This is a genomic window from Cupriavidus sp. Met-2 (genome assembly GCF_049843575.1).
Classification (GTDB): Bacteria; Pseudomonadota; Gammaproteobacteria; order Burkholderiales; family Burkholderiaceae; genus Cupriavidus; species Cupriavidus metallidurans.
In genome coordinates this window covers 23,093-35,657 of sequence record NZ_JBBHZL010000020.1, presented here as the reverse complement: position 1 = coordinate 35,657, position 12,565 = coordinate 23,093, and the positions used below count along the sequence as shown (strand labels likewise).

The following is a 12,565-nucleotide window of genomic DNA, read 5'->3' as shown; positions in this document are numbered from 1 at the left end:
ATGGTGGCCGATGAAGCCATTGACGCCAAGAATCAGGACCTTTTTCATCGGTTTTCCTCTTAGGACTTCGCAGTAATGATGTTTTGGAATACTTGTACAGATACCGGGCTCGCGTTGTCGGCGTTCGGACCTTCGAGCAACTGCGTCACGCGGATGGCTCCGCCGTCGCCGCCGACCGCCACGATACGTCCATCCACGACATGCAGGCCAGGCTGCAGGCCCGCCGGCACGCTCGACGGTTCCAGACGGCGTGCCTGGGCGACGATGAAGCGACGACCGCCGATATCGGTGAATGCGCCCGGATAGGGGGGCGCGACCGCGCGGATCAAATTGTAGACCGCTGCTGCCGGTTGGCTGAAATCGATACGGCCGTCCTCGGGTTTGCGTCCCGAGAAATAGCTGCCCTCGGAGAGCACATTGGGACGCTTGGGCGTCTGGCCGGCCATCATGGCGGGCAGCGCGCGCCACAGCGTTTGCTCGGCGGCGACGGTGACCTTCTCGAAGACCTCGCCGGCCGTGTCGTCCGGCAGGATTGGCACCGACGTCTGGTCGACGATGTAGCCAGCGTCGGGCTTGGCTTCCATCGCGTGCAGCGTGGCGCCGGTTTCTTCTTCGCCGCGCAGCACGGCCCAGTTCACCGGCACGCGACCGCGATACTTCGGCAGCAGCGAACCATGCATGTTGAAGGCGCCCTGCGGTGCCACGGCCAGCAGGTCAGCCGGGATCATCGACCGGTAGTAGAACGAGAAGATGACATCGGGCTTCGCGGCGCGAACGGCTTCGGCCAATGCCGGGTCGGTCGGGTCCTCGCCATAGAGGAACGACAGGTTCAGTTCAGCGGCCGTGTCGGCCACGCGGCGGAACCAGATGTTCTCGTCGGGTCGGTCGCGGTGCGTGACGACCAGCGCCACGTCCACACCGCGCGCGTGCAGCACGCGCAGGCAGCGGTCACCGACGTTATGGTAGGCAAAGACTACTGCGCGCACGAGGCCTCCGCTGCGTTGTCGGTCTTCGGGTCACGCGGGTCACGCTCAAGCACCGCCTGGATGCGGTAGCGCGGGCGGTCGCGCACTTCCTGATAGATCCGGCCGACGTACTCACCCAGCAGGCCGATGCCGAACAGCATGATGCCGACCAGGAAGAAGTTGAGTGCGAACAGCGTGAACACACCCTGGACTTCAGAGCCGAGCAGGAAGCGGCGAATCAGCAGGATCACGAACAGTCCGGCCGAAGAGATCGACAGCACCGTGCCGATCGCCGAGAACCATTGCAGCGGCACGATCGAGAAGCCGGTGACCAAGTCGAAGTTCAGGCGGATCAGTTGGTAGAGCGAATACTTTGACTCGCCAGCGTGGCGCTGCTCGTGGCCAACCTCGATCTCCACCGGGTTCGACGAGAACGTGTAGGCCAGCGCGGGAATGAACGTGTTGACTTCGCGGCACGCATTGATCGTGTCGATGACGTTGCGATCGTAGGCGCGCAACATGCAGCCCTGGTCCGTCATCTTGATCTTCGTGATCTTCTCGCGCAGGCGGTTCATCGCGCGCGACGCGTAGCGGCGGAACGCGGAGTCGTTACGCTGGCGGCGAATCGTGCCGACGTAGTCATGGCCCTTGCGCATCTCGGCCACCAGCCGGGGGATTTCCTCGGGCGGGTTCTGCAGGTCGGCGTCGAGCGTGATCACGATGCGTCCGCGCGTGTGCTCGAAGCCGGCCAGGATGGCCATGTGCTGGCCAAAGTTGCCGTTGAACAGGATGACCCGGGTCACGTCCGGGCGCTTGTGGAACTGCGCGGCCAGCATCTGCGGCGAGCGGTCGACGCTGCCGTCATTGACGAAGATGACCTCGTAGGATTCGCCCAGGCTGTCCAGCGCCGGATAGACGCGGTCGAACAGCGCCTGCAGGCCACCCTCCTCGTTGTAGACGGGGATGACGACCGAGACCTCGACGGAGCTTAGAGAGAGAGGCGTTTGCATGTTTCGCTTAGAGTTGCGCAAACCCGCTCCACGTCGGCTGTCTGCATGGCGGGGAACATCGGCAGCGTGACGATGCCGCGGCCAATGCGCTCGGCATGCGGCAGCATTCCTTCGCGCCAGCCCAGGGAGCGGAAGTAAGTAAACAGGTGAACCGGTGGGTAATGCACGCCAGTGCCGATGCCTGACTCGCGCATCGACTCCATGACGTGCTTGCGCGCTTCCGCGGCGCCGCCACGCAGGCGGTCGGTCGGCAGCACCACCTGGAACATGTGCCAGTTGGTGGTAGCCACGTCCGGGTCGCGCGGCAGCGGCAGTTCGATACCGAGATCGGCCAGTCCGGCGTTGGCGGCGCAGCGGAAATAGGTCTCGGCCAGTTCGGCGCGGCGTGCGGTGATCGCGTCCAGATGCTGGAGCTGGGCCAGCCCAATGGCAGCGTTGACGTCGGTCAGGTTGAACTTGCCGCCCGGCTCCTCGACGTCCATGCCGTCCATGCCGGTGCGGATCACGCCTTGCAGCCGCAGGCGCTCCGCGCGCTGCGCTTCCTCGGGCGAGTTCATGACGAGGCAGCCGCCCTCGATCGTGGTGATGTTTTTGTTGGCCTGGAAGCTGAAGCTGACCAGATCGCCAAATGCGCCGATGCGCTGGCCGCGCCAGCGCGAGTCGATGGCCTGCGCCGCATCTTCGATCACTCGCAGGTTGTGGCGCTTCGCGATGGCGTAGAGGCGGTCCATATCGACCGGCAGTCCAGACAGGTAGACCGGAATGATGGCTCGCGTGCGCGGCGTGATGGCGGCCTCTACGGCATCCAGGTCGATATTGCGCGTGCGCGGATCGATATCGACGAAGACCGGACGGGCGCCGACCGTCAGGACCACGTTCGCCGTGGCGACCCAGGTGATCGGGGTGGTGATGACTTCGTCGCCGGGGCCGATGTCGGCGATGCGCAGCGCGATTTCCATCGTTGCCGAGCCGTTGGAGAACGTGCGCACGGGGCGGCCGCCGAACAGGTCGGACAGCGTGGCCTCGAACGCCTGCACCTTGGGTCCGGACGTGATCCAGCCGGATGCCAGCACCTTGCCGACTTCGGCAATGGTGGCATCGTCAATATTTGGGCGGACGAACGGCAGGAAATCCTGCGGAGCGGAAGCAGTCATGATCGTCAGGAGCGGGCAATCAGGAAAACGCCAGCCAGTATCAGCAGGATGCCGGCGACGCGCAAGGGGCCAATCATCTCACCGAACAGCCACCACGCCGCCAGGGCGTTGACCACGTAGCCGAGCGAGAGCATCGGGTAGGCAATCGACACGTCCACACGGGACAGGCCGACAATCCATACCGCCACGCTTACCACGTACAGGGTCAGGCCGCCGATGACCGGCCATTGGGTCAGCACGCGGAAAGCCGTGGTGAACAGCGTGGCGCGATCGATCGTGATCGCGCCCACGGCGTTGACACCGGCCTTGAGCAGTAGCTGCGCGCAGGCGTTGAGCAGCACGCCGGTAAAGATGAAGGCGAAGGTCGATAGCGTCATGGCGCGGTTCTGGAGTCCTTGGGCGACGGTGCCGGCGCGGCCGGCGGCGGGAAATTGCTGACTACCACGCGGCGCACGTCGCGAGCCACCACGTACATCGGCAGGTGGTTGGCCGCCAGACTATCGTAGGTGTCCGGAGACATGATGCCGAGGGCCGGCTGGCCGTCACGCCACTTGGCGATGAAGCCGTCCATGGTGGGAATCCACTTGTCCGGCTCCTGCTGGGTGCCGAATTCGAGTTCGTCCGGGGCCGCCACCATGACCAGCGTGTGGCCCAGGTAGAACGGCAGCGTGTGATCCAGAACACCCACGCCATAGAGCGGCATGTCGTCCTTGAGCACGGCCTTGATGGCCGGCACCAGGTCGACGCCTGATGCCCGGCGCCCCATCACTTCGTGGCCCATGAGGGCAATGGTGCAGGTCAGGAAGAAGGCGAGCGAGAAGGCGGTGATGCTTGGCAGCAGACCATAGGCGCGCAGCAGGCGGCGCGCCAGCATCATTCCGACCAGAAGTACGGCGAACGCCACACCAACGTAGATGGCGAAGACGCGGAACACGACATTGGGGTTGGTCTCGTTGCCGAGCGTGGCGACGAACGGCGAAGCGATGATGCCGGCCACCGACAGCACCGTGACCGCATTGATCTGCCGCAGCCACGACCGTTCGTTGATCTGTTCCAGCGCCACGGCGACCAGGATGGCCAGCGCCGGGAACACCGGCACGATATAGCCGGGCAGCTTCGAGCCGGACAGGCTGAAGAACACGAAGATCGCCGCGAACCAGATGAATGCCAGCAGGGCGGGCTGGAACGGCTTGGCGCCCATGCCGCGCACCGCGCCAGCGCGCTCGCTCACCGCGGTCCACATGCGCGGGGTCAGGCCCAGCCAGGGCAGCGTCCCGGCCAGCAGCAGCGGTACGAAATACCAGATCGATCCCTTGCGCGAATGCACGGTCGAGGTATAGCGGTCCCAGTGCTCGTGGATAAAGAAGAAATGCGGAAACTCGGGGTTGCGCGAGGAAATCAGCCAGAACCAGGGCACGGTGACCACGAGCATGGCGAGGATGCCGCTCACCAGGTGCAGGCGGCCCCACAGGGCAAGGTTGCGTGTCACGAGGGTGTAGACCACCAGCACCAGGCCGGGCAGGGCGATGCCCACCAGACCCTTGGTCAGGATCGCCACCCCCATGGCCGCCCAGCAGGCCAGCATCCAGCCACGGCGGGCCGCAGGCGACGCATCGGGGTGCTGGGCCAGCAGCATGAAGGCCAGCACGCACGCCAGCGCACCCGAGAGGGTCATGTCCAGCGAATTGAAATGGCCGGTGACGCTCCACATCGGCATGGCCAGCAACGCCAGCCCGGCCAGCAGCCCGGCACGCGCGCCATACCAACGGATTACGGCCATCATGGTGACCACGAGACCAGCAAGGCCGGACAGCGCCACGGCGAGCCGGGCTTGCCAGTCTCCGACGCCGAACAGCTCGTAGCCGATCGTCGTCACCCACATATGGAAGGGGGGCTTCTCGAAGTACTTGAGTGCGTTATAGCGAATCGTCACCCAGTCGCCCGTGGCGAACATTTCGCGCGAGATTTCTGCGTATCGGCCCTCGTCCGGGCGTAGCAGGTGGCGGGCATCGAGCGTGCCGAACCAGACCAGCAATACCGCGATGACGACCAGCACCACTGGGGCGATCATGCCCGGGGGCAGCCCGTCGTGACGCGAGGGCGAGGAACTACGCATAAATCTCCTGAAATGGCCGGAAGCCGGACGCGATACGACGGCCGGCGTGTGGCGAACTCCCCACAACGCGACAAGACCCGACTTGGTGGACAACAGGCTTTGAATAAGCCCCAGGAACCGGCAATACCGATCGGGCTCCCGAGCGCCCGGCATCGCCTGGGCCCGGCCGCGAGGGGCACGGGCGCGCAATGGTAGCACGACAGCACACCGGGGTCGTGGTTTCGGCCGGATCGGCCATGTATCAGACATGAGTCCGGCCATTTCTTTCAAGGGCATTTCGCGCAATACTCATGACTCGTCGGCCGGCTGCGCGGGAGGATGCCGACGCTCGAACCTGGGTGACCTCGATGAAATCGGCCTTGCTATCGATCTTGCTGTTAGCAGTGCTTGGTAATGCACTGGCGGATTCGGCCGAGCCGATGGCCGCGCCTGTGACCGATGGCGCATCCGCCGCCGAGGCGGCGCCCGTCGGTCCCCAGCTCTGCGACGCGCCCTGGTTCCGGTCCGGCGCTCGCGTCCAGATGGAAGGCGATGGCACCATGCCGATGTCCATCACAATGACGCTGCGTGACGTCATGCGCACCGCGCGGGGCTGTAGTGCCCAGCTCGAAGTAAGATCGAAGTCGGCGCTTTCCGCCCTCATGGGGCCGCCGGTGGTGATGGATCAGGTCCACGAGATCAATATCGACCGAAACTCCACCCGTACCCGGATCGACAGCCGGAATGCCACGATCAACGCCCAGGCCCGATACGCCCGGATGTTCGGTGGGGCGTCGTTTACAGGCAGCGGGGTTTTCAACTACGCCGGCATGACGATTCGCGAGAACACGACGCTGGAAGGCGAGACCTTCCAGTCCGCCGTCGACCTCAAGATCTACCCGCTTGGGTCCGACGACATGGTCGGCACCATGCAGGCGCAGCACGCCTCGATCATCGTCGGCTCGCGCCACGTGGGCCGCAAACAGATGATCGACACGGTGCTCGGCCGCAAGGAATGCATGCCGATTACCTATGAGAAGCGCACGTCGCTCGGGCCGTTGATGATCGGCGACGAACTGCTGCAACTCGAACCGAGCGTCCTGCACGTGACTGACTGGTACTGCCCGACCGAGGCGTTCGTGCTACGCACGGAGATCCGCCAGAACAACAAGGTGCAGAAGGTCAATGTCACGGCGCTGGAGCTGACCGGGGATGAGGACTCCCATTGACATCGACACGGTCATTGAAACGGTCGCGGGCGCTTCCGTGACCACTGACTGATTGCACTGGCAATGCCCGCCATCCTTGATGGCGGCGACGTCTTATCTGCCTGCCACCCAAGTCCGGTCTGTCTGGACGCTCGTCCATTGATATTTTTTTCGACCTTGTTGTGGCGAAAAAATATATTGGACGTCTCACCGGTGCTCCCGCATTATTTCGCCTTTCCGCCATGCGCAAATGTGCGGCTGGCGGCCATGGCTTGCCCGGCCGCCGCATACCGGCGCCCTGGCTGGCCTGTGTCCAATTACAACCCCACAACTGCAAGATCCGAGGAAAGAGATGCCTGAGTACCGATCACGAACTTCGACGCACGGCCGGAACATGGCGGGTGCTCGCGCCTTGTGGCGCGCCACCGGGATGAAGGATGGCGATTTCGGCAAGCCCATCATCGCCGTGGTGAACTCGTTTACCCAGTTCGTGCCGGGCCATGTCCATTTGCGCGACCTCGGCGCGCTGGTTGCGAAGGAGATCGAAGCGGCCGGCGGCGTGGCCAAGGAATTCAACACGATCGCGGTGGACGATGGGATCGCCATGGGCCACGGCGGCATGCTCTATTCGCTGCCCTCGCGCGAGCTGATCGCCGACTCGGTGGAATACATGGTCAACGCGCATTGCGCCGACGCCATGGTCTGTATTTCCAATTGCGACAAGATCACCCCGGGCATGCTGATGGCCGCGATGCGGCTGAACATTCCCGTGGTGTTCGTCTCCGGCGGCCCGATGGAGGCCGGCAAGGTCAAGTCCCCAACGGACGGCCAGGTGATCGCAAAGATCGACCTGATCGACGCCATGATCAAGGCCGCGGACCCGAAGGTCAGCGACGCTGAAGTGGCCGAAGTGGAGCGCAGCGCCTGCCCGACATGCGGTTCCTGCTCGGGGATGTTCACGGCGAACTCGATGAATTGCCTGACCGAGGCGATTGGCCTGGCGTTGCCGGGCAACGGCACGATCGTTGCCACGCACGCATGGCGCAAGGGCCTGTTCGAACAGGCGGGCCGCCTGGTCGTGGACCTGTGCCGCCGCTACTACCAGGAAGAGGACGCATCGGTCCTGCCGCGCAACATCGCCACCAAGTCGGCATTCGAGAATGCCATGGCACTGGACGTGGCCATGGGCGGTTCGACCAATACCGTGCTGCACCTGCTGGCGGCAGCCCAGGAAGCCGGTGTCGATTTCACGATGTCCGACATCGATCGAATCTCGCGGAAGGTGCCGTGCCTGTGCAAGGCCGCACCGGCCACCGACAAGTACCACATCGAAGACGTGCATCGCGCGGGCGGCATCCTTGGCATTCTCGGCGAGCTGGCGCGTGCCGAGTTGCTGGATCTGTCGTGCGGCAACGTGCATAGCGGCACGCTTGGCAATGCCATTTCCCAGTGGGATGTTGTCGGTGGTGCGGGCGAGGACGCGCAGAAGTTCTTCCGCGCTGCGCCGGGCGGCATTCCGACGACCGTCGCGTTCAGCCAGGCGGCCACCTTCGAGTCACTGGATACCGACCGAAAGACCGGCTGCATCCGGAACAAGCAGAACGCGTATTCGAAGGACGGCGGTCTCGCCGTGCTCTACGGCAACCTCGCGGAGAAGGGCTGCATCGTCAAGACCGCTGGCGTGGACGAATCGCAATGGGTCTTCTCCGGGCGCGCCCGTGTCTTCGAAAGCCAGGACGAAGCCGTCGACGCCATTCTGGGCGACAAGGTCGTGGCTGGTGACGTTGTCGTGATTCGTTACGAAGGTCCCAAGGGTGGCCCGGGCATGCAGGAAATGCTCTATCCCACGTCGTACCTGAAGTCGAAGGGCCTGGGCAAGACCTGTGCGCTGTTTACCGACGGTCGGTTCTCCGGTGGGTCGTCCGGGCTGGTCATCGGACATGCCTCGCCGGAAGCCGCCGAAGGCGGCACGATCGGCCTGGTGGAGGACGGCGATCTCATCGAGATCGACATTCCGCAGCGCAAGATGCACCTGGCGGTGTCGGACGAAATCCTGGCGCGCCGTCGCGAAGCCATGGAGGCACGCGGTGACAAGGCGTGGGAGCCGGTGGATCGTGTGCGCGTAGTGTCCCAGGCATTGCAGGCGTACGCTGCGCTCGCTACTTCGGCGGATCGCGGCGCAGTGCGCGATATCTCCCAGCTCAAGCGCAAGTAAGGCGCGCGCGGCGCGAAGCAGGTCGTTTCGTCCCGCTTCGCCGTGCGCCGCTGAATGGTCGCTGAACGGTCGCCGAATGGCACAAAAAAAGCCTCGCATCTGCGAGGCTTTTTACTTGCACGGACCCGATTCGGCCCCGTGCGCGGGGTGCTCAGTTGTTCGAGGCTGTCGGCTTCTTGGTCGACTTCTTGCTGCTCTTGCTCGACTTCTTGGTCGTGTCGGTCGACTGGGTCGACTGATCGGTCAGGTCGGCACGCGTGCTCTTGTTCGCGCCCTGCGAATACGGGTCGAACTTGTCCCCTGACTTGGCGCCCTCGCTATAGGTATCGAACTTCTGCCCGGCCTTCGCGCCTTGCGAGTACGGGTCGAACTGCTTCTTGTCTTGCGCGACGGCAGCCACGGAGGCAGTGGCCAGACCCAGCGCGATAGCGGTGGCGATAAGCTTGTTCATGGAATTCTCCTGAGTGATGCCGCTTTCCGGCGGTTCGCGTTATTTCGCTTGATGCACGGGTTACCGGGAGGTAAAGACGCGCTCAAGCCAGTGTGTCCAAGGCCGGTTGGGCCGTCAACTCAGGGGTTTTCCGGGGGGAGCCCCCCGGAATGCGCTTATTCCGTCACAACGTCGGAGGGGTGCTTCCACGCCTGCAGGACTTCCGTCGACGGGGCCAGCGCCAGATTGGTGCCGCGCGTGCCGATCGGCTGCTGGAACCAGCGCTTCTGCATGGCCGCGACGTCCGGGCTGGTGAAGGTCTTGGCCAGCGTCTGGTCGACCAGACGCTTCCATTCCGGATCGGCTTTCGACAGCATCAACGCGTTCTGTTCGACCGACAGCGCCGGGCCGACGATCACATACTGCGACGGATCCTTGGACTTCGCGCGCAGGCCGGCCAGCAGCACGTCATCCATGACGAACGCTTGCGCGCGGCCGGTCTCCAGCAGCAGGAACGATTCGCCGTGGTCCTTCGCGTAGACATCGCGGTAGCCGTACTCGGCCTTCAGGCGGCGCACATGGCGGTCACCGGTGGAGCCGGCGCTGGTCACCACGGTCTTGCCACGCAGGTCATCGAACGACTTGATACCCGAGTCGGCGCGCACGAGCATGCGGACGGTCGACACATAGTGCGACACGCTGAACGCTACCTGCTTCTGGCGCTCCAGCGTATTGGTATTCGGTGCGCAGTCGAGATCGACCAGGCCGTTGACCACGGCCGGAACCCGGTTCTGCGGCGTCAGCGGCAGCCAGCGCACCTTGATGGTCTTGAGCCCGAGCTTCTCCTTGGCGGCTTCTGCCACGCGCAGGCAGAGGTCGACGGCATAGCCGGCCGGCTGTCCCTTGTCGTCGCCGAACGAGAACGGCAGGGCGGATTCGCGGTAGCCAAGCGTGATCGTTCCGCTGTCGCGAATGCGATCAAGGACCGGGCTCTGGGGATTCTGGGCGTGGGCGGCCGGCACCAGCGCGGCAGCCAGGGCGATACCTGCCAGCAGGCGTTGAAGAGACGAAACAGACACAATCGACGGCATGTTCGGGGTCAGGCAATGAAAGAGTGCGAGGGTATACCCGGGCCGTTCCCGTTAGAAGAATTTCTTTTTCATAAGCTAATGCCGGGCGCCGAAGCGGAAAGGGCGTTGCCCCCCCGCTTCGGCACTCAACGCTGCCTGTCGCGCCGGATCGACCGGATCGGCAGGACCGACCCAAATCGGCAGGATCAATCGAAGCTCTTGCCCGCTTCGGCCAGGCGCACCAGCAGCGGCGCAGGCTGCCAGGCCGGGTCGGCGCCCGGTTCGGCGGCGAAGCGGCGCAGGCTCCGCACGACGTTGGGCAGGCCCACCATGTCGGCGTACAGCATCGGGCCGCCGCGCAGTCGGGGGAAGCCGTAGCCGTTGAGATAGACCACGTCCAGATCGGAGGCACGTGCGGCGATGCCTTCCTCCAGAATGCGTGCGCCTTCGTTGACGAGGGCGAAGATACAGCGCTCCACTACCTCTTCATCGCTGATAGCGCGCGGCGTGATGCCCTGGGCGCTGCGGAATTCGGCGATCAGGGCTTCAGTGGCCGGGTCCGGGATCGGGTCGCGATTGCCGGCTTCATAGCGATACCAGCCGGCGCCGGTCTTCTGGCCCAAGCGGCCGGCCTCGGCCAGCTTGTCGGCCACCGACGGACGAAGCGGTACGCCGGCCTCGGCAGCCTTGCGCTTGCGCGTGGCATAGCCGATGTCCAGGCCCGCCAGATCGCCCATGCGGTATGGGCCCATGGCCATGCCGAATTTTTGCAGCGCCCCGTCGATCTGCTGCGGTAGCGCGCCGGCGTTGATCAACGCGCCGGCGGCGGCTCCGTAGCGCGCCAGCATGCGATTGCCGATAAAGCCGTCGCACACGCCGGAGACCACGGCGATCTTCTTGATCTTCTTCGCCAGCGCCATGCAGGTGGCCAGCACGTCGGGCGCGGTCTGCGCGCCGCGCACGATTTCCAGCAGGCGCATCACGTTGGCCGGGCTGAAGAAGTGCAGGCCGATCACGTCGGTCGGCCGCTTGGTGAACGAAGCGATGCGGTCGAGATTCAGGTACGACGTGTTCGACGCCAGGATGGCGCCGGCCTTGCATGTCTTGTCCAGCGTTTCGAACACGGTCTTCTTGACGTCCATGTTCTCGAACACGGCCTCGATGACCAGGTCCACATCGGACAGGTCTGCATAGCTCAGCGTGCCGGTGATCAGCCCCATGCGCTGCTCGACCTGCTCGGGCTTGAGCTTGCCCTTTTTCATCGAGTTTTCGTAGTTGCGGCGGATGGTTGCCAGCCCCTTGTCCAGCGCTTCCTGCTTCATCTCCAGCAGTACGACGGGAATCCCGGCGTTAAGGAAGTTCATCGTGATGCCGCCGCCCATGGTGCCGGCACCGATCACGCCAACCTTCCTGATCTCGCGCAGCGGCGTGCCGGCCGGCAGATCGGCGATCTTCGACGCAGCATGCTCCGCCTTGAAGATATGGCGCAGCGCGCGCGACTCCGGCGAGGCCATCAGGCTCATGAAGCCTTCGCGCTCCACGCGCATTCCTTCGTCGAAAGACTTGGTCAACGATGCGGCCACGGCTTCCAGCGCCTTCATCGGTGCGATCTGTCCCTTGGCTTGTTGCGCCACGCTGTTGCGGGCGAACTGCAGGAAAGACTCGCCTTGCGGGTGGCTGACGCTCAGTGCGCGGGTGCGGCGCGGTGGCGTCTTCGCTGCGATGAGCTCCTGGGCGAATGCCACCGCGGCGGCAACCACGTCGCCATCGGCCACACGGTCGATCAGCGGCGTGCCCGCGAAACTCTTGGCGGGAGCCGGGTTGCCGAGGGTCACCATGTTGACGGCCGGCTCCAGGCCGATCAGGCGCGGCATGCGCTGCGTGCCGCCGCCACCGGGCAGCAGGCCAATCTTGACTTCCGGAAAGCCCAACTGGGCGTCCGGCAGCGCAACGCGAAAGTGGCAACCCAACGCCAGTTCCAGTCCACCGCCCAGGCACTGCCCGGCGATCGCGGCAACCACCGGCTTGGCGCCGCCCTCGATCTGGTCGATCACGACGCGCAGATTGGGCTCGCGCGAGGCGTTGGGCGTTCCGAACTCGGTGATGTCGGCACCGGCTGAGAATGCGCGGGGCGTACCGGTCAGCACGATGGCCTGCACGGCCGGGTCCGCGTTGGCCCGATCCACCGCATCGGCGATGGCCGTGCGCAGTGCCGCGCCAAGACCGTTGACCGGCCCCTTGTTCATCGAAAGCACGGCAACCGGGCCGCGAAGTTCGTAGTTGACAATGTCGCTCATGAGAAGTCTCTCTGCACGGGAGGTCGTGATGGGTGTGGGGCAAGGCGGCGCGCGATGCGGGCGACGCCTTGACGCCGGGGGCGGATGTGGCTCGGCAAGCGTAGCAGCACCACTGGCTTCC

Annotated in this window: 10 protein-coding genes; 2 read left to right on the top strand and 8 right to left on the bottom strand. The window is 64.7% G+C overall.

Translation table 11 applies throughout. The annotated features are described in order from the left end of the window. Positions 1-59: 59 nt before the first annotated feature. The 5 genes from WD006_RS27915 to WD006_RS27895 are packed head-to-tail and all read right to left on the bottom strand — an operon-like array spanning position 60 to position 5,245. The gene (locus WD006_RS27915) at positions 60-986 is read right to left on the bottom strand and encodes a formyltransferase (protein ID WP_029309603.1); all 927 of its coding nucleotides are present in this window, start codon (positions 984-986) and stop codon (positions 60-62) included. Further along, entirely contained in the window at positions 974-1,975 is a 1,002-nt protein-coding gene (locus WD006_RS27910; protein ID WP_011519033.1) for a glycosyltransferase, read from the bottom strand. Before WD006_RS27910 ends, WD006_RS27915 begins: the two co-directional genes overlap by 13 nt. Beyond that, entirely contained in the window at positions 1,954-3,129 is a 1,176-nt protein-coding gene (locus WD006_RS27905) for a DegT/DnrJ/EryC1/StrS family aminotransferase (RefSeq protein WP_008648543.1), read from the bottom strand. Before WD006_RS27905 ends, WD006_RS27910 begins: the two co-directional genes overlap by 22 nt. A gap of 5 nt (positions 3,130-3,134) precedes the next feature. Beyond that, positions 3,135-3,506, bottom strand: coding sequence for a DMT family transporter (locus tag WD006_RS27900; RefSeq protein ID WP_008648542.1), 372 nt, complete (start codon positions 3,504-3,506; stop codon positions 3,135-3,137). Then, positions 3,503-5,245, bottom strand: a complete 1,743-nt coding sequence (locus WD006_RS27895) for a glycosyltransferase family 39 protein (RefSeq protein WP_375198988.1) — start codon at positions 5,243-5,245, stop codon at positions 3,503-3,505. Before WD006_RS27895 ends, WD006_RS27900 begins: the two co-directional genes overlap by 4 nt. A 347-nt stretch (positions 5,246-5,592) precedes the next feature. Here WD006_RS27895 and WD006_RS27890 point away from each other — a divergent pair, with 347 nt between their 5' ends. Both WD006_RS27890 and ilvD read left to right on the top strand, forming a co-directional pair. Further along, the gene (locus WD006_RS27890; RefSeq protein WP_029309605.1) at positions 5,593-6,453 is read left to right on the top strand and encodes a hypothetical protein; all 861 of its coding nucleotides are present in this window, start codon (positions 5,593-5,595) and stop codon (positions 6,451-6,453) included. Positions 6,454-6,784: 331 nt separating this feature from the next. Beyond that, positions 6,785-8,647, top strand: coding sequence for a dihydroxy-acid dehydratase (gene ilvD, locus WD006_RS27885; protein ID WP_024570759.1), 1,863 nt, complete (start codon positions 6,785-6,787; stop codon positions 8,645-8,647). 151 nt (positions 8,648-8,798) lie between these two features. Here the strand turns inward: ilvD and WD006_RS27880 are convergent, their stop codons facing one another. The 3 genes from WD006_RS27880 to WD006_RS27870 all read right to left on the bottom strand — a co-directional run bounded on the left by WD006_RS27880 (position 8,799) and on the right by WD006_RS27870 (position 12,444). Continuing rightward, positions 8,799-9,098: a hypothetical protein gene (locus WD006_RS27880; RefSeq protein WP_029309606.1), complete on the bottom strand. Its 300-nt coding sequence runs from the start codon at positions 9,096-9,098 to the stop codon at positions 8,799-8,801. A gap of 155 nt (positions 9,099-9,253) precedes the next feature. Next, positions 9,254-10,168, bottom strand: a complete 915-nt coding sequence (locus WD006_RS27875; RefSeq protein WP_011519030.1) for an amino acid ABC transporter substrate-binding protein — start codon at positions 10,166-10,168, stop codon at positions 9,254-9,256. 185 nt (positions 10,169-10,353) lie between these two features. After that, positions 10,354-12,444, bottom strand: coding sequence for a 3-hydroxyacyl-CoA dehydrogenase NAD-binding domain-containing protein (locus WD006_RS27870; protein ID WP_011519029.1), 2,091 nt, complete (start codon positions 12,442-12,444; stop codon positions 10,354-10,356). Positions 12,445-12,565 lie beyond the last annotated feature (121 nt).

Bases quoted from the DNA above. Each gene is read 5' to 3' on its own strand.
- WD006_RS27910 (WP_011519033.1), bottom strand. From the start codon at position 1,975: ATGCAAACGCCTCTCTCTCTAAGCTCCGTCGAGGTCTCGGTCGTCATC.
- WD006_RS27905 (WP_008648543.1), bottom strand. From the start codon at position 3,129: ATGACTGCTTCCGCTCCGCAGGATTTCCTGCCGTTCGTCCGCCCAAAT.
- WD006_RS27900 (WP_008648542.1), bottom strand. From the start codon at position 3,506: ATGACGCTATCGACCTTCGCCTTCATCTTTACCGGCGTGCTGCTCAAC.
- WD006_RS27895 (WP_375198988.1), bottom strand. From the start codon at position 5,245: ATGCGTAGTTCCTCGCCCTCGCGTCACGACGGGCTGCCCCCGGGCATG.
- WD006_RS27890 (WP_029309605.1), top strand. From the start codon at position 5,593: ATGAAATCGGCCTTGCTATCGATCTTGCTGTTAGCAGTGCTTGGTAAT.
- ilvD (WP_024570759.1), top strand. From the start codon at position 6,785: ATGCCTGAGTACCGATCACGAACTTCGACGCACGGCCGGAACATGGCG.
- WD006_RS27880 (WP_029309606.1), bottom strand. From the start codon at position 9,098: ATGAACAAGCTTATCGCCACCGCTATCGCGCTGGGTCTGGCCACTGCC.
- WD006_RS27875 (WP_011519030.1), bottom strand. From the start codon at position 10,168: ATGCCGTCGATTGTGTCTGTTTCGTCTCTTCAACGCCTGCTGGCAGGT.
- WD006_RS27870 (WP_011519029.1), bottom strand. From the start codon at position 12,444: ATGAGCGACATTGTCAACTACGAACTTCGCGGCCCGGTTGCCGTGCTT.